Raw genomic sequence first — 15,698 nt, forward strand, 5'->3', positions numbered from 1 at the left:
GGCGCTGTCGTCGAAGCGCAAGAGGTTTCGTAGGTAAGTCGAACGCTTATGCAAAGGCAATCTCCACAAGTCGTTACCGTCCTCGGTTCTACGGGTTCCATTGGTGGGAGCACTCTGGATGTGCTTGCACGCCATCCACAGCGCTATACCATCTATGCCTTGACGGCCCGCGAGCGTATCGCGGAGTTGGCCCAGCAGTGCCGTAAGCACAACCCGCGCTATGCGGTAGTCAGCAGTGAAGAGCGGGCCGAGGAGTTGCGAAGCTTGCTGGGGGATGACGTTTCGACTGAAGTCCTTTGGGGCTTGGAAGGACTCTGCCAGGTTGCCTCTGTGGATGAGGTGGATGTGGTTATGGCGGCGATTGTCGGCGCCGCAGGCTTGCGACCAACCCTAGCAGCCGTTGAGGCTGGCAAGAAGGTGCTGCTCGCCAATAAAGAGGCGCTAGTGATGGCCGGACCGGTTTTCCTGCGCGCTTTGCGGGCAGGCGGAGCCCAGCTTTTACCTATCGATAGCGAGCACAATGCTATTTTCCAGTGCCTGCCTCAGCCGTGCGATAGCTTGGTGGGAGCAGGGGTGGAAAAGATACTGCTTACCGGCTCCGGCGGTCCATTTCGTACGCGCGAAGCGAACGATCTACATCGGGTGACGCCTGAGGAAGCCTGCGCACATCCCAATTGGTCGATGGGACGGAAAATCTCGGTGGATTCGGCCACCATGATGAACAAAGGGTTGGAGTTTATCGAGGCCTGCTATCTGTTTAACGCAAGCCCTGAACAGATAGACGTAGTTGTGCACCCGCAGAGTATTGTGCACTCCATGGTGCAGTATCGAGATGGCTCTCTGTTGGCACAGATGGGGAATCCAGATATGCGCACCCCTATCGCGCACGCACTGGCATTTCCCGCTCGTATTGACGCGGGGGTCCCAGCACTCGACCTGATTGCACAGGGCCGGTTGGATTTTGAGGCGCCAAATTATCAGCGCTTCCCCTGTCTGCGCCTTGCTCGTGAAGCTATGGATGCCGCTGGTAGTATGCCGACGGTGCTGAATGCCGCTAACGAGGTGGCTGTCGAGGCGTTTTTACAGGGACGGCTGGCATTTACTAGTATTGCTGCGGTTATAGAAAAAGTAATGAATAGCGCTCCCATCGTTGAACTGACGGGGCTGGACGTAGTCGAAGCCATTGATCTCAATGCGCGGGAGCTGGCCCAGCAAGCTGTTGGAGCCCTTTAGATTTGCTGCTGGGCATATAATGCCGGGATTTGCGCATGAAAAGAGACTGTAACTGAGTATGGATTTGATTCAGACGGTAATCTGGGCCCTGGTGGCCCTCGGTATACTGGTATCCTTCCACGAGTTTGGACACTTTCTCGTAGCACGGCTCTGTGGAGTCAAGGTGCTGCGCTTTTCTGTGGGCTTTGGCCGTCGCTTATTCTCCCGTTATGATCGACACGGCACTGAGTTTGCAATCTCGGCAATTCCCCTCGGCGGCTATGTCAAAATGCTGGATGAGCGGGAGGGGCCTGTCGCCGCCCACGAATTAAATCAGGCATTTAACCGCAAGAGTGTGTGGGCGCGTATGGCGATTGCCGCAGCGGGTCCCGCAGCTAATTTCTTGTTGGCTATTGTACTGTTTTGGGTTGTCTTTATGGGGGGCACGGCGGGCCCTGTACCTATCGTAGATAACGTCAAGCCTGGAACTATTGCTGAGGCAGCGGGCCTGGAGCCCGGGCAAGAAATTGTTGCGGTGGACGGTGAGGACACACCTACCTGGCAGGCGCTCAACTGGCGCTTGGCCAATCGCCTGGGAGACAGTGGCGCAATAGAGTTTTCGGTGCGCTACCCGGACTCCAATCTCGAATATCACATGGTGGCGGATATCAACCGCTGGCTCTCCGGTCAGGAAGTACCTGATCCACTGGGGGAGATTGGTCTCGAACTCTGGACTCCCCCCATCAGTATGACGCTTCACCAGGTTTTGGAAGGTAGCGCTGCCAGCGCAGCGGGTCTGCGTGCGGGTGACAAGATAGTGGCAACCGATGGGAGAACTTTTTCCGGTTGGGAGGAATGGAGCCAGTATGTACGTGCACGCGCAGGAGAGCCTCTTCTGGTAGAGGTGGAGCGGCAGGGGCAGCGTTTGACCCTGCCAGTGACGCCGGCAGAAGTGACGCTTGATGGTGGTGAGCGCGTCGGCCAAATTGGCGTGCAGCCAGTAACAGAGCGCTGGCCAGAAGATCGGGTCAGGGTGTTCCATTATGGCGTGGCGGGAGCGCTATCGCAGGGGCTTCAGGAAACTTGGGATAAAACCCTGTTTACCTTGAACAGCTTAAAGAAATTGATTTTTGGTCAACTTTCGACCAAAAACTTGAGTGGTCCCATCACCATTGCTAAAGTGGCGGGTACTTCCGCAGAGAGGGGATGGCAGTCATTCCTGTCACTTTTGGCTCTGCTCAGTATCAGTCTCGGTGTACTCAATCTGTTACCCATTCCGGTACTCGATGGTGGTCACCTTCTCTACTACGGTATTGAGGCGATCAAGGGATCTCCTGTGTCTGAACGAGTACAGGTGATCGGCTTGCAGGTGGGCATGGCCCTGGTGCTTTGCATTATGGGGCTGGCTCTGTACAACGATATTTTGCGTTTGTAGCGCTCTAAAGCTTATTTTCCCAACTGCACCGAGTGTGAAGGAATTTTTGTTAAGTGAGGGCGTTGCGGGTTGTTTTTGCAACCTCTGTAATAAATTGAAGTAACTCGGCATTGGAATGAAATATTGGCTGATAACGATCACTCTCGGCCTGGTGCTGCCTTTCAGCGCTTTGGCACAGTCGTTCGTTCTCAGTGATATCCGGGTGGAAGGGCTACAGCGTGTTTCAGCAGGCACTGTTTTTTCAGCGCTTCCGGTTCGGGTTGGCGATGAGGTTGGGCTTGATGACATTCAGGGGGCAACCCGAGAGCTGTTCCGTACTGGTTATTTTGAAGACATACAAATTGGTCGTGAAAATAGCGTTCTCGTTGTTAATGTCAGGGAACGACCGGCCATATCAAAGATTGGTATTTCGGGAAACAAGGCGATTGCCGCAGAGGATCTGCTAAAAGCGTTGGAACAATACGGCCTGGCCGAGGGGCAGATTTTAAAACGCTCGACTCTCAAAGGTTTGACTCAGGAATTTGAGCGCCAGTATGTGGCACAGGGGCGCTATGGCGCTAGCGTCAAGACCGAAGTCAAAGAGCTACCGCGTAATCAGGTTGAGCTGCGAGTTATTGTTGAAGAAGGGACTGTCGCTGCGATTAAACATATTAATATTGTGGGGAATCGTGTCTTTTCCGATAAAGAGCTTGGCGAAATTTTTGAGCTCAAAACTACCGGCTGGCTCTCTTGGTTGCGCAGTGATGATAAGTACTCTCTTGAGAAACTCACTGGTGATCTCGAGCGTCTGGAGTCCTATTACCTCAATCGTGGTTACCTTGACTTCCAGATCGATTCGACCCAGGTATCTCTGGGGCCGGACAGGAAAAGTGTTTTTATCACCATTAATGTGAATGAGGGTGATGTTTACACTATCAGTGAGGTAGAAATCGCAGGAGACCCGGTAGTTTCTGAGGAAGAGATACAGCGCTTATTGTTAGTACGTGAAGGTCAGACATTCTCTCAAGAGAGGGTAACTACAACTTCCGACTATATTTCCAAGCGTTTGGGTAATAAAGGTTACGGTTTTGCCGAAGTGAGTGGCATTCCAGAGGCCAATAAAGAAGAGAATACAGTAAAAATCACCTTCTTTATCGATCCGGGAAAACGCACTTACGTACGGCGTATTACTTTTCGTGGAAATACTCGTACCGCAGATGAAGTCTTGCGGCGAGAGTTGCGCCAGATGGAGTCGGCTTTAGCTTCCTCGGCTCGTATTGAGCAAGCCAAAGCGCGTCTTGAGCGGCTTGGTTATTTGAAGGTAGTGAAAGTTGAAACTGTTAAGGTATCCGGTGATTCAGACCGGATTGATGTCGATTACATGGTAGAGGGGCAACCCTCAGGTTCCGGGGGAGCGGGGCGCTAATAAAGTGCTGTAACTCCTGGATTGCGAATAAAAAGACTCGGAATTAGTAGATGAAAGATTTCCTGAAAGCGGCCTCCCTCGGCCTGATGTTGCCTTTAAGTGCAATAGCGCAGTCGTTCGTGGTCAATGATATTCGCGTGGAAGGATTACAGCGCGTCTCTGCCGGTACCGTTTTTTCCGCCCTTCCCGTGCGAGTGGGCGATGAAATTGAGTCTGTGGAAATCCAGAGCGCCACTCGGGCACTATTTCGTACCGGGTACTTTGAAGACATCCAGATCGGCCGTGAAAACGGTGTGCTTGTGGTTACGGTGCGTGAACGCCCGGCAATCTCCAAAATCGAGATCACCGGCAATAAGGCTATCGCCACTGAAGATCTACTCAAAGGCATGAAAGATAACGGTTTGTCCGAGGGGCAGATCTTCAAACGGGCAACTCTAGAAGGGCTTGCCCAGGAGCTCGAGCGTCAATATGTAGCGCAGGGGCGCTATGGCGCCAGCGTAAAGACCGAAGTCAAAGAGCTGCCGCGCAACCAGGTCGAACTCCGGGTTATCGTCGATGAGGGCTCGGTCGCGGCGATTAAGCACATCAATGTTGTGGGTAACCGGGCCTTTTCCGATGAGGAACTGGCGGAAATTTTCGAGTTGCAGACCACTGGCTGGTTGTCTTGGCTGCGCAGCGATGACAAATACTCCCGCGAGAAGCTTACCGGTGACCTGGAGCGCCTGGAATCCTACTATCTCGACCGCGGCTACCTGGATTTTCAGATCGAGTCGACTCAAGTTTCCCTGAGCCCTGACAAGCAGAGCGTTTTTATCACGGTCAATGTGCGAGAGGGCGATGTTTACACGGTCAGCGAAGTGGACCTTGCCGGTGATCCGGTGGTATCGGAAGAGGAAATCAAGCGTCTGTTGTTGGTACGTGAAGGGCAGACTTTCTCCCAAATCCGGATGACCACCACTTCTGACTACATTACCAAGCGCCTGGGCAACGAGGGCTATACCTTTGCGGAAGTGAATGGTATTCCCGAGCCCAATAAAGAAGATAATACGGTAAAAATCACCTTCTTTATCAACCCCGGCAAGCGCGCTTATGTGCGCCGAATTCAATTCCGCGGAAACACCCGTACTGCCGATGAAGTATTGCGCCGTGAGATGCGCCAGATGGAGTCGGCCTCGGCTTCCTCCGCAAGAATTGAGCAGTCCAAGGTGCGCCTGGAGCGCCTCGGTTACTTCAAAGAGGTAGAGGTGGAAACCGCAGAGGTACCAGGCACTTCTGACCAGATCGATGTGGAATATACCGTTGAGGAGCAGCCTTCTGGTTCTATTGGCGGCACCATCGGTTGGGCCCAGAGCAGTGGCTTGGTACTCGGAGGTAATATTCAGGAGAACAACTGGCTGGGTACTGGCAAGCAGGTAGGTATCGGGGTTAACGTTTCTACCTATCAGACTGCAATGAACTTCTCCTACCTCGACCCCTACTTCACCCCGGATGGAGTAAGTCGTGGTTTTAATGTTTTCTTCCGAGAAAATGATTATTCTGAGGTTAATCTTTCTGACTATAACACCACAACTTACGGTGGTGGTGTCAGCTTTGGCTACCCGGTTTCGGAAATCTCTCGCGTTGGTTTGAATGTTAACTTCAATCATTTGGAGCTTTCTGCTTCAAGTGGTTCTGTGCAGGAAATTAAATCTAGCCCATCTTTTTTGGACGACACGTCTCTTGAGGGGGTGACACGCGCTAATGCTGAGATAATCGTCGATGATGCCAACAATGGAATTGCAAACAACCTTGCAATGATGATTGATGAAAACCAATTTAATACCTCGGCCGATGGTTTTATTGACCGCTATGGCGATGCGTTTAACAACTTAGCTTTGACCGCTTCTTATGCCCGTTCCACTCTGAACCGCGGTATTCTGGCGACTCGCGGAGCTTCCCAGAACTTCTCCGCAGAATTCACTGTGCCTGGTAGTGATCTCGAATATTATAAATTTATCTATACCGGCCAGTATTTCCGCCCCCTAACTAAGAGTTTGACTCTGCGTTTGCGTACGCGACTGGGTTACGGAGATGGCTATGGTGACCTCGACCAGCTGCCCTTCTTTGAAAACTTCTATGCAGGTGGTTTTGGCTCTGTGCGTGGCTTCAAGCGTAATACATTGGGCCCCCGTTCCACTCCTGCAGAGTTTTATACTCAACTTCCTTGTGCAACCGATGGTGAAAGCATCACACAAAACTGCTATCAGGTAGATGAGAATGGAAACCTGGATATCCGTCAGAACGGTGATGCCGATCCATTTGGCGGAAACATCCTAGTCGAGGGTAGCGCCGAGGTTATCTTCCCGCTTCCATTTATCAAAGATCAGCGCTCCCTACAGTCTGCTTTCTTCATTGACGCAGGTAATGTATTTGATACCAGCTGCGATGAAACCCAGATCAACTGTTACGATGTGGACTTTGGTAAAATGAATGTTTCCGCGGGCATCGGCTTGACTTGGGTGACTGGTTTTGGCCCACTGACCTTCAGCTTGGCTAAAGCCTTGAAGGAAAATGACGATGATGAAACTGAAGTGTTCCAGTTTACCTTGGGTAACAGCTTCTAAATTAATCGGACATAAATGGATAGAGCGCAGTTGTTGCGCATAAAAAATAAAATCAATTGGAGAGACCAAAGTGCTTAAGAATGTAAAGATTTTCGCAATCCTGCTGGTTGGTATAACCCTTTCTGGTGCCGCTCTGGCGCAGACTAAGGTTGCGGTATTTAACCTGCAGGCCGCGATTATGAGCACCGATGTGGCCAAGACCAAGGTCAATTCACTGAAGACCAGTTCCGAGTATTCCAAGCTGCAAAGCAGCGCCGAATCAATTCGTTCAGAGCTGCAAAAAATGGCAGAGGACGCGCAGAAAAACAGTGTTACTTGGTCCGATGAGCAGAAAACCGAATACCAGCGTAAAATGAACTTCCAGCGTTCAGACTTTGAAACTACTGTTAAAAAGCTTCGTGCAATGGAAGCTCAGGTGGGGCAGGAAATCCAGACTTCCCTGGGGCCCAAAGCCAAAGCTGCACTGGAAGCGATCATTAAAGAGCAAAAGCTAGATCTGGTGTTGGACGCCTCTACCGCTTACTTCGCCAATCCTTCAGTTAACCTGACTGAGGCTGTCGTAAAGCGTATGAACGCTGATAAGTAATCGATAGCCTGTATGAGAGACAATTTGTCGTTAACCCAGCTTGCGCAAGCGCTGGGTGCTCAGCTGCGTCTGGCCCCAGGGGTAGACGCAGACCATGTAATTTGTGGCCTGAGTACCTTGCAAGATGCAGGGCCGGACCAGCTGACCTTTCTGGCAAACCCCAATTATCGTCGCTTCCTCAAGATTACATCGGCTGGTGCAGTACTTGTGACCAGTGAGTTTGTCGAGGAGACACCTGTTAGTGCCCTATGTGTGGATAATCCCTACCTAGCTTTTGCCAGGGCCAGTGCTTTATTCAATACGGCTCCAACCATAGAGGCTGGAGTGCACCCTAGTGCTGTAGTTCACTCAGATGCTGAAGTGGACCCCAGTGCCTCCATTGCCGCGGGTGCAGTAATTGAGGCATTTGCGAAAATTGGTCCTAGTGCATCGGTTGGTGCCAACTGTTTTGTGGGAGAGGGTAGCACCTTGGGTGAAGGGAGCTGCCTCTTTGCTGGCGCGATACTGCATCACGGTTGTCAGGTGGGTCGGAATGTTATCATCCATAGCCATGCGGTTATTGGTGCGGATGGCTTTGGTTTTGCTCCTCATCAGCGGGAGTGGATAAAAATTTACCAGTTGGGCGGCGTCCAGATTGGCGATGAAGTTGAAATAGGTGCCAACACCTGCGTGGATCGTGGAGCGCTAGGTGATACGGTGATTGGCCGTGGAGTCAAGATCGACAACTTGGTCCAAATCGCGCACAATGTGCAGATTGGTGACTACTCAGCCATCGCCGCATGTACCGGAATCGCCGGCAGCGCAATGATAGGGAAGCACTGTGCTTTAGGTGGCAGCTCCCGCATAGCTGGGCATGTAACGATCGCCGATGGCTGCCAGGTTACCGCTAATACCTTTGTGACCAAATCCATTGAAAAGCCGGGAATTTATTCCGGCGCCTTACCCTTTGATGACAGTCAGTCTTGGCGTCGCAACGCGGTGCGCTTCGGTCAGTTGGATAAAATGGCGCGAAGAGTGAAAGATTTGGAGAGGCAGCTTGAGGTATTGTCCCGCGACAGGGATGAATAGCTCAACTGCTGTAAGAAAAACAATTTTGAATTGCTGTTTTCGGGGCGTTTAACGCCCCGAAGTGGTTTCTGGGGGCATTTGGAATGATGGATGTAACTGAGATTCGCGAGTACCTGCCACATCGCTATCCGTTTTTATTGGTCGATCGTGTTGTCGAACTCGAGGAAGGAAAGTTTATTAAGGGGTATAAAAATATTTCTGTTAATGAAGAGCTGTTTAACGGTCACTTTCCACAGATGCCGATTTTTCCCGGTGTTATGATCGTTGAGGCTTTGGCACAAGTTTCTGGAATCCTCGGTTTCAAAACATTTGGTAAGAAACCAGAGGATGGCTACCTCTACCTGTTTGGCGGTGTCGACAAGGCTCGATTCAAGCGTCAGGTGGTGCCGGGGGATAGGCTGGATTTGATGTCCGAAGCGGTTTCGGTACGTCGTAACATCTGGAAGTTTTCCTGTAAGGCCAGTGTCGATGGAGAGTTGGCTGCCTCTGCCGACCTTCTGTGTGCGGTAAAGCAGGTCTAGCATTTCTGCTCGTCACTTGGTGTGACCACTGAGGTGCTTTAGATAGTTTTCCCGTTGTTATTTATGTGAAGTTGTAGTGTCCGTAGCGCCGCTACTTGAGGAGTAGATTCCAGAATGCAGACAAATATCCACCCCACAGCTATTGTCGATCCGACGGCGGTTATCGGTTCCGGGGTGAGTATCGGAGCCTATTCCATTGTCGGGGCCAATGTTGAGCTTGGTGATGGCTGTGAGATAGCTTCACATGTCGTATTGAGCGGTCCCACTAAGCTCGGAAAAAATAATCGCATTTATCAGTTTGCCTCGATAGGGCAGGATACGCCGGACAAAAAATACCAGGGTGAGGAGACCACCCTCGTAGTTGGTGATAACAACGTCATTCGCGAGGGCGTCACTATTCATCGCGGCACCGTGCAAGACCGCGGGGAAACCACAATCGGCAGTGATAATCTGATTATGGCCTATGCCCATATTGGCCATGATAGTGTTGTCGGTAACCATACGATTCTGGTGAATAATGTGGGGCTTGCCGGCCATGTTATTGTTAAGGATTGGGCAATTCTTAGCGGTTACAGTCTTGTGCATCAGCATTGTACGATTGGAGAGCACGCTTTCCTGGGCATGGGGGCGGCAATCGGTAAAGATGTGCCCGCTTACGTTATGGTTGCCGGGAATCCGGCGGAGGCCAAAACCATCAATGCTGAAGGTTTACGTCGTCGTGGTTTTTCCCGCGAGGATATCTCTTTGATCAACAAGGCTTACAAAACGGTCTACCGACGTGGCCTTACCCTGCAGGAAGCTTTACAGGCCCTGAGAGAGTTGCGTGAACAGTCCCCTGTGATCCAGCCCTGGATTGATTCCCTGCAGTCCTCAGCCCGCGGCATTGTCCGCTAACCACAATCCATTACGGGGAGTGCGGTTATTGGCCACTTCCCGAAAATAGTCTTTTCTTCTTTCGCTCGGTGTTTATAAGAGTTAGGTCTATTCCGCTCTGGGGGAATATTTAGGCGTGTCAGAAAATAATAAACCGGTTCGTATTGGTATTGTTGTTGGTGAGGCCTCTGGGGATATCCTCGGTGCAGGTCTTATAGAAGCCATGCAAAAGCGTCTACCGGGAATTCAATTTGAAGGGATTGCCGGTCCGCGTATGCTGGCCTTGGGGGCAAAAACCCTGTTTCCGATGGAGCGTCTCTCGGTGATGGGTTTCGTTGAACCGTTAAAGCGCTTGCCGGAATTGTTAAAAATTCGCCGTACCCTGCGTGAGCATTTTACTGAGAATCCACCGGATCTTTTTATCGGTATTGATTCGCCGGATTTTAATTTATCGCTGGAAGAATCTCTCAAGGCCGAGGGCATCCGCACCGTACACTATGTCAGCCCTTCAGTTTGGGCGTGGCGGCGGGGGCGGATTAAAAAGATTGCTCGAGCCATCGACCATATGCTCACGTTACTGCCTTTTGAGGCGGCCTTTTACCGGGAAAAACAAGTGCCGGTGACGTTTGTGGGGCATCCCCTTGCGGATGAAATCCCCCTGCAGGTTAACAATGTCGCAGCGCGCAAAGAGTTAGGTTTTGAAGCTGATGATAGAGTTATCGCGCTGTTGCCGGGTAGTCGTGGCGGTGAGGTACGCTTACTTGGACCGTTATTTTTGCAAACGGCTCGCTGGTGTTATCAGCGCCACCCCGATCTTAAGTTTGTTTTGCCAGCGGCCAATGAGCAGCGCCTGGCGGAATTGAAAGAGCAGTTGGAGAGTTTCCCAGAGCTGCCGGTTACCTTGCTGGAAGGGGATTCGCACAAGGCCCTCAGTGTCTCTAATTCCGTATTGATTGCCTCGGGCACGGCGACTCTGGAGACGATGCTGCTGAAAAAGCCCATGGTAGTGGCCTATAAACTGGGCAAAATCTCCTATGCCATCGTCTCCCGTATGTTACATACCACCTGGGTCTCGTTGCCTAACTTATTGGCACAGAGGGAGCTGGTTCCGGAAATTTTACAGAGTGACGCGACCCCTGAAAATCTCGGGGCTGCGTTGATGCGCTATTTTGAGGATCCGCTGCTCGGCGATCAGTTAGAGCGCGAGTTTGACGACCTTCATCAACAGTTGCGACGAAATGCCTCCGAGCGGGCGGCCGATGCTATTTGTACTCTTTTGAAGTAATGAGGTTTTAAAAATCCATGAGTATCAAAAAAGAATTGCCCCCGTACATCTGTCCTTATAAAGGGGATTTGCTTGCCGGAGTCGATGAGGTGGGTCGTGGTCCATTGGCTGGAGATGTAGTGGCGGCTGCGGTGATTCTCGACCCGGCCAAACCTATAATTGGACTGGCCGACTCCAAAAAGCTCAGTGAAAAAAAACGAGAGTTACTCTTTGATGAAATTTGTGAGCGAGCCCTGAGCTTCGCTATTGCTCGGGCTACAGTCGAGGAGATCGATCAGATCAATATTTTGCAGGCGAGCCTGCTGGCAATGCATCGTGCGGTGGAGCAGCTATCTCTGCAGCCGGAATTTGTGTTGGTGGACGGCAACAAGAAACCGGATTGGCCTTACCCCTGCGATACTGTGGTTAAGGGGGATGGTCGCGTTGCAGCGATTGCCGCCGCCTCGATTCTGGCAAAAGTGACACGGGATCGGGAGATGGTGGAGCTGGATGCGAAATATCCAGGCTACGGGCTGGCCGGCCACAAAGGCTACCCAACCAAGGCGCATATGCAAGCCCTGCAAGAGCTCGGGCCTAGCCCGGTACATAGGGTGAGCTTCGCCCCGGTGAAGAAGCTCTTAGTGGATTTCGTCTGAGCTCAGAATGTACCAAGTTATTGGCTAACGCTCGATTTTCTTAACGCGGGCTCTGGTGATCATCTTGTCTGATACCTCTTCAATTTCCACCAGATAATTGAGGATATACAAGCTGATATTGCCATCTGGGATGCTTTCCAGGTGCTCCATGGCGAGGCCATTGAAAGTCTTGGGGCCGTCGGTGGGCAGATCCCAGCCCAGGGTGCGGTTGATATCCCGAATGGAGGTTCCGCCTTCGATCATATACCAGCCCCCTTCAATGGCGACAATTTCCTCGTCGTCGCTGGGTACTGGGCTCGCAGTGAAATCGCCGACAATTTCCTCCAGCAGATCCTCCAGAGTTACGATCCCCATCACTTCGCCGTATTCATCTACAACCAGTCCCATGCGGCGCTTGGTTTTCTGGAAGTTCATCAGCAGGGTAGGGAGGGGCGTGGCCTCAGGTACGAAGTAGGGCTCACCGGTAAAGGATTTCAGCCTTTCGGCAGTGAGGCTATCGGGACCGTCGCGCAGAATTTGTGCGGCGCGGCGCAGGTGGAGAATGCCCACCACATGATTGATATCTCCCCGGTAGACCGGCAGGCGCGTATAGGTGCTTTCTGCCAGCTGCTGGAGGATTTGATCAGCGCTGTTTTCCAGGTCGATTCCCATGACCTCGTTGCGGGGAATCATAATATCTTCCACCGTGGCCTGGTCCAGGTCCAGTACATTGAGAAGCATACCCTTGTGCTTACTGGGTATGAGGGCGCCGGACTCAAATACCACGGATCTTAGCTCTTCTGGTGCCAGGTGCTCGGCATCTCCGCCAGAGGTTGTCTCGACACCGACCAAGCGCGCGAGGCCATTTGAAATACTACCTACTAGCAGTACAAAGGGGGTCAGAAGCCACTGAAGGGGGCGCAAAACCAGAGATGCGGGAAAGGCTATCCGCTCAGGATGTAGTGCGGCAATTGTTTTCGGGGTAACTTCGGCGAAAATAAGGATGACTACGGTAAGGGCTCCGGTGGCGTAAAGAAGGCCGGCATCACCATAAAGTTGGGTAAAAACGGCACCGGCAATAACCGATGCAAGGATATTGACCAGATTATTGCCGATCAGGATAACGCCGATCAGTTTATCTGGACGGGCGAGCAGCTCCATGGCTCGCTTGGCTCCGCGGTGACCATTCTTAGCCTGGTGGCGCAGGCGGTAACGGTTCAGCGCCATCATGCTGGTTTCGGAGCTGGAAAAAAAAGCCGATATCACAATCAGCAGGGCCAGCAGGCTAAACAGCAGGCCCGGGGGCATCTCGTTCAAGGGAGAACTCTTTTTATTTCTGAGCGGAGATATTGGAACAGAACAGAGACCTCCGCAAGTTTTCTAGTTATTAATAGCCCAAACCATACAAATTAAGGGCCAGAAAGATGGTAGGAATCTACAGTTACCGAGCACAAAATGCTGGAGTATTGGAGTGCTGTTGCCAATAACTTCCTGCCGGTTTAACTGCAGTTTTCCCTCTCTTACTCAGCCGCGCTGAAGAATTACCTCAAGTACCAGTTTGCTGCCAAAGTAGGCCAGCATTAGTGCGGCAAAGGCGCACAGAGTCCAGCGTACGGCGGTGTTGCCGCGCCAACCCCATTGCCAGTGCCCCCAGAGAAGGATGCTGTAGAGTACCCAGGCAATCAGAGAGAGTATTGTTTTATGCAGGGGGCCCTGTTCAAAAAGGTTGCCCACAAATATAAATCCGGTAATTAGTGAGGCGGTTAGTAGCAGTTGACCGAAAGCGATCAAGCCAAAGAGCAGTGATTCCATGCTCTGCAGAGGGGGAAGCAGCCGCATTGCGCCAACAGGTCTGTGGTTGTGCAATTGTTGATTCAGGTAGTAGAGGTAGATGGCCTGCAGGGTCGCGAGTGTGAGTAGAGAGTAGGCGCAGATAGATAAAAGTGCGTGTACGGCTATACCCGAAGACAATTGTTGGTGTGGTGCCACAGCCCCCCAGATGTGGGTGTCAGCAAGCTCAGTGAGCGCTCCGATTGGGGCAAAAATAAGGATCAACAGGGTGAGAGGACGGCTTACAGCCAGGATAAGTAGCAATAGGTTCACTACCCAGGTGATGAGTGACAGCATTGCCAACAGGTCAAAGCGGTAACCCGCGGGGGAAAACAGCGTGTGTGCCAGGGATATTGCGTGGGCAATCAGTGCGCCGGCAAGCAGGCCCAGCAGCAGCCCGCGCTCGGGCTGTTGTGCCCGGGCAAGAGCCCTGGCCGCGACAATGGTGGTAGCTATATATAGCGCGATGGCCGTCCAGTGGGCGAATGCCGCCATTGGTTAGATCCGTATCTTCTAAGCAGTGGAGGAGGAGTGTGTCACAGCCCGCTTTAACAGGGAAGATCTGGTGATATTTCGGCTGTGACGGGACCTGGGCTATACTGCCGCGCCTCAGAGTGGGAGTTGGAAATACTCCCCTAAAAAATTTCGCGGCCCTCCGTATCGGGGTCCTGTCCGCAATCGGAGAAATCGAGACGAATTTATGTTCGATAACCTGAGTGACCGCTTATCGGCGGCCCTAAAAAAAGTCACCGGCAAGGCGAGCCTGACCGATGACAATATCCGCGATACCTTGCGCGAAGTGCGCAAAGCGCTGCTTGAAGCGGATGTCGCTCTGCCTGTTGTGAAGGCCTTTGTACAGCAAGTGCGCACAGCTGCTGTGGGGCAGAAGGTTAGTAAGGCCCTGAATCCGGGCCAGCAGTTCGTCAAGATTGTTCAGGATGAGCTGGTCAAGGTAATGGGTGCGGCTGCAGAGCCCCTCAACCTCGCGGTGCAGCCCCCGGCAGTGATTTTGATGGCGGGCCTTCAGGGCGCCGGTAAAACCACCAGTGTTGCCAAACTGGCCAAATACCTGCAAGAGCGGGAAAAGAAAAAAGTCATGGTGGTGAGTGCGGACGTATATCGCCCCGCAGCCATCAAGCAGCTGGAGACTCTGGCCGGTGAAGTGGGCGCGCTGTTTCATGCTTCCACTCCAGAACAGAAGCCGCTGAATATCGCCAAGGGCGCGGTGGATGCGGCACGCAAGCAGTTTGCCGATGTACTGATCGTCGATACTGCGGGTCGCCTGCATATCGACAGCCAGCTGATGGATGAGATCCGAGAGCTGCACAGTGAGCTGGACCCTGCGGAAACCCTGTTTGTTATCGATGCCATGATCGGCCAGGACGCGGTGAATACCGCCAATGCCTTCAATGAGGCCCTGCCGCTTACCGGGGTCATCCTGACCAAGGCGGATGGCGACGCCCGCGGCGGTGCAGCGCTCTCAGTGCGTCATGTCACTGGCAAGCCGATCAAGTTTATCGGTGTCGGTGAGAAGACCGATGCCCTGGAAACCTTCCACCCGGATCGTATTGCCTCACGAATTCTCGGCATGGGCGATATTCTGTCTCTGATCGAAGAGGCAGAGCAAAAGATCGATAAGGAAAAAGCTGAAAAGCTGGTCAAAAAGGTACAGAAGGGCAAGGGCTTCGATCTGGAAGACCTGCGCGACCAACTGCAGCAGATGCAAAATATGGGCGGGTTCGGCTCCCTGCTGGAGAAAATGCCCGGTATGGGCGGCATCGCGCAAGCTGCCCAGCAGGCGGATATGGGCAAAGAATTCAAACGTATGGATGCGATTATCTCCTCCATGACCCCTGCGGAGCGCCGCAATCCAGATCTGCTCAACGGCTCCCGCAAGCGCCGTATTGTCGCCGGTTCCGGTACCCAGGTGCAGGATCTTAACCGGTTGCTCAAGCAGCACAAGCAGATGGGCAAAATGATGAAAAAGCTCAAGGGCGGCGGTATGGGCAAGATGATGCGCGGTCTTGGTGGAATGACCGGCGGTGGCGGCATGCCTGGAGGCCTCGGTGGAATGGGCGGTATGCCCGGTGGCCTGCCCCCCGGATTCAAGAAAAAGTAAGGGTTTCCGGGGCCCTGGCGGCCCCATGAAGCGCTATACAAAACCCTGGCGGTACATTAGAATACGCCGCCTTTCAGCCGGGGGTGAGCTGCCGGCAGAGTTGTTTGGGTGACGGCTTAACGCTGTCGCCAAGTATTTAAAACTACA

12 protein-coding genes and 1 pseudogene are annotated in these 15,698 nt (G+C 52.5%); 11 read left to right on the forward strand and 2 right to left on the reverse strand.

Annotation, left to right across the window (positions count from 1 at the left end; translation table 11 throughout):
- The first annotated feature begins 48 nt into the window (after nucleotides 1-48).
- The 10 genes and pseudogenes from ispC to rnhB all read left to right on the forward strand — a co-directional run bounded on the left by ispC (nucleotide 49) and on the right by rnhB (nucleotide 11,623).
- Nucleotides 49-1,233: a 1-deoxy-D-xylulose-5-phosphate reductoisomerase gene (gene ispC / locus FIU95_RS06150; protein ID WP_152452486.1), complete on the forward strand. Its 1,185-nt coding sequence runs from the start codon at nucleotides 49-51 to the stop codon at nucleotides 1,231-1,233.
- Between the two features lie 58 nt (nucleotides 1,234-1,291).
- Nucleotides 1,292-2,647 (forward strand): RIP metalloprotease RseP, encoded by a 1,356-nt coding sequence (rseP, locus tag FIU95_RS06155; protein WP_152452488.1) that lies wholly within the window; start codon nucleotides 1,292-1,294, stop codon nucleotides 2,645-2,647.
- Nucleotides 2,648-2,762: 115 nt separating this feature from the next.
- Nucleotides 2,763-4,040, forward strand: a pseudogene (bamA, locus tag FIU95_RS06160) (outer membrane protein assembly factor BamA); the annotation flags it as partial.
- A 62-nt stretch (nucleotides 4,041-4,102) separates the two neighbouring features.
- Nucleotides 4,103-6,655: an outer membrane protein assembly factor BamA gene (gene bamA, locus FIU95_RS06165; RefSeq protein ID WP_152452492.1), complete on the forward strand. Its 2,553-nt coding sequence runs from the start codon at nucleotides 4,103-4,105 to the stop codon at nucleotides 6,653-6,655.
- 70 nt (nucleotides 6,656-6,725) lie between these two features.
- Nucleotides 6,726-7,241, forward strand: a complete 516-nt coding sequence (locus FIU95_RS06170) for an OmpH family outer membrane protein (RefSeq protein ID WP_152452494.1) — start codon at nucleotides 6,726-6,728, stop codon at nucleotides 7,239-7,241.
- Between the two features lie 24 nt (nucleotides 7,242-7,265).
- Nucleotides 7,266-8,309 carry a UDP-3-O-(3-hydroxymyristoyl)glucosamine N-acyltransferase gene (gene lpxD / locus FIU95_RS06175; protein ID WP_152452496.1) on the forward strand — a complete coding sequence of 348 codons (1,044 nt, stop codon included), beginning with the start codon at nucleotides 7,266-7,268 and terminating at the stop codon, nucleotides 8,307-8,309.
- An 83-nt stretch (nucleotides 8,310-8,392) separates the two neighbouring features.
- Entirely contained in the window at nucleotides 8,393-8,830 is a 438-nt protein-coding gene (fabZ, locus tag FIU95_RS06180; protein WP_152452498.1) for a 3-hydroxyacyl-ACP dehydratase FabZ, read from the forward strand.
- Between the two features lie 114 nt (nucleotides 8,831-8,944).
- Nucleotides 8,945-9,724 (forward strand): acyl-ACP--UDP-N-acetylglucosamine O-acyltransferase, encoded by a 780-nt coding sequence (gene lpxA, locus FIU95_RS06185; protein WP_152452500.1) that lies wholly within the window; start codon nucleotides 8,945-8,947, stop codon nucleotides 9,722-9,724.
- Between the two features lie 115 nt (nucleotides 9,725-9,839).
- Complete coding sequence (gene lpxB, locus FIU95_RS06190; protein ID WP_152452502.1) at nucleotides 9,840-10,988, forward strand: lipid-A-disaccharide synthase; 1,149 nt, start codon at nucleotides 9,840-9,842, stop codon at nucleotides 10,986-10,988.
- A 17-nt stretch (nucleotides 10,989-11,005) separates the two neighbouring features.
- Nucleotides 11,006-11,623, forward strand: coding sequence for a ribonuclease HII (gene rnhB, locus FIU95_RS06195; protein ID WP_152452504.1), 618 nt, complete (start codon nucleotides 11,006-11,008; stop codon nucleotides 11,621-11,623).
- A gap of 24 nt (nucleotides 11,624-11,647) precedes the next feature.
- Here rnhB and FIU95_RS06200 read toward each other — a convergent pair whose 3' ends face one another.
- Both FIU95_RS06200 and FIU95_RS06205 read right to left on the reverse strand, forming a co-directional pair.
- Nucleotides 11,648-12,919 carry an HlyC/CorC family transporter gene (locus FIU95_RS06200; RefSeq protein ID WP_371416954.1) on the reverse strand — a complete coding sequence of 424 codons (1,272 nt, stop codon included), beginning with the start codon at nucleotides 12,917-12,919 and terminating at the stop codon, nucleotides 11,648-11,650.
- 207 nt (nucleotides 12,920-13,126) lie between these two features.
- Complete coding sequence (locus tag FIU95_RS06205; RefSeq protein WP_152452506.1) at nucleotides 13,127-13,927, reverse strand: inner membrane protein YpjD; 801 nt, start codon at nucleotides 13,925-13,927, stop codon at nucleotides 13,127-13,129.
- A 205-nt stretch (nucleotides 13,928-14,132) separates the two neighbouring features.
- On the opposite strand from FIU95_RS06205, the gene ffh reads away from it, so the two are divergent.
- Nucleotides 14,133-15,551 carry a signal recognition particle protein gene (ffh, locus tag FIU95_RS06210; protein ID WP_152452508.1) on the forward strand — a complete coding sequence of 473 codons (1,419 nt, stop codon included), beginning with the start codon at nucleotides 14,133-14,135 and terminating at the stop codon, nucleotides 15,549-15,551.
- The last annotated feature ends 147 nt before the right edge of the window (nucleotides 15,552-15,698 follow it).

This window comes from Microbulbifer sp. THAF38 (genome assembly GCF_009363535.1).
Taxonomy (GTDB): domain Bacteria; phylum Pseudomonadota; class Gammaproteobacteria; order Pseudomonadales; family Cellvibrionaceae; genus Microbulbifer.

Excerpts from the sequence above, each read along its gene's own strand:
- fabZ (WP_152452498.1), top strand. The coding sequence starts at position 8,393 with ATGATGGATGTAACTGAGATTCGCGAGTACCTGCCACATCGCTATCCG.
- FIU95_RS06205 (WP_152452506.1), bottom strand. The coding sequence starts at position 13,927 with ATGGCGGCATTCGCCCACTGGACGGCCATCGCGCTATATATAGCTACC.
- lpxA (WP_152452500.1), top strand. The coding sequence starts at position 8,945 with ATGCAGACAAATATCCACCCCACAGCTATTGTCGATCCGACGGCGGTT.
- ispC (WP_152452486.1), top strand. The coding sequence starts at position 49 with ATGCAAAGGCAATCTCCACAAGTCGTTACCGTCCTCGGTTCTACGGGT.
- rseP (WP_152452488.1), top strand. The coding sequence starts at position 1,292 with ATGGATTTGATTCAGACGGTAATCTGGGCCCTGGTGGCCCTCGGTATA.
- rnhB (WP_152452504.1), top strand. The coding sequence starts at position 11,006 with ATGAGTATCAAAAAAGAATTGCCCCCGTACATCTGTCCTTATAAAGGG.
- bamA (WP_152452492.1), top strand. The coding sequence starts at position 4,103 with ATGAAAGATTTCCTGAAAGCGGCCTCCCTCGGCCTGATGTTGCCTTTA.
- ffh (WP_152452508.1), top strand. The coding sequence starts at position 14,133 with ATGTTCGATAACCTGAGTGACCGCTTATCGGCGGCCCTAAAAAAAGTC.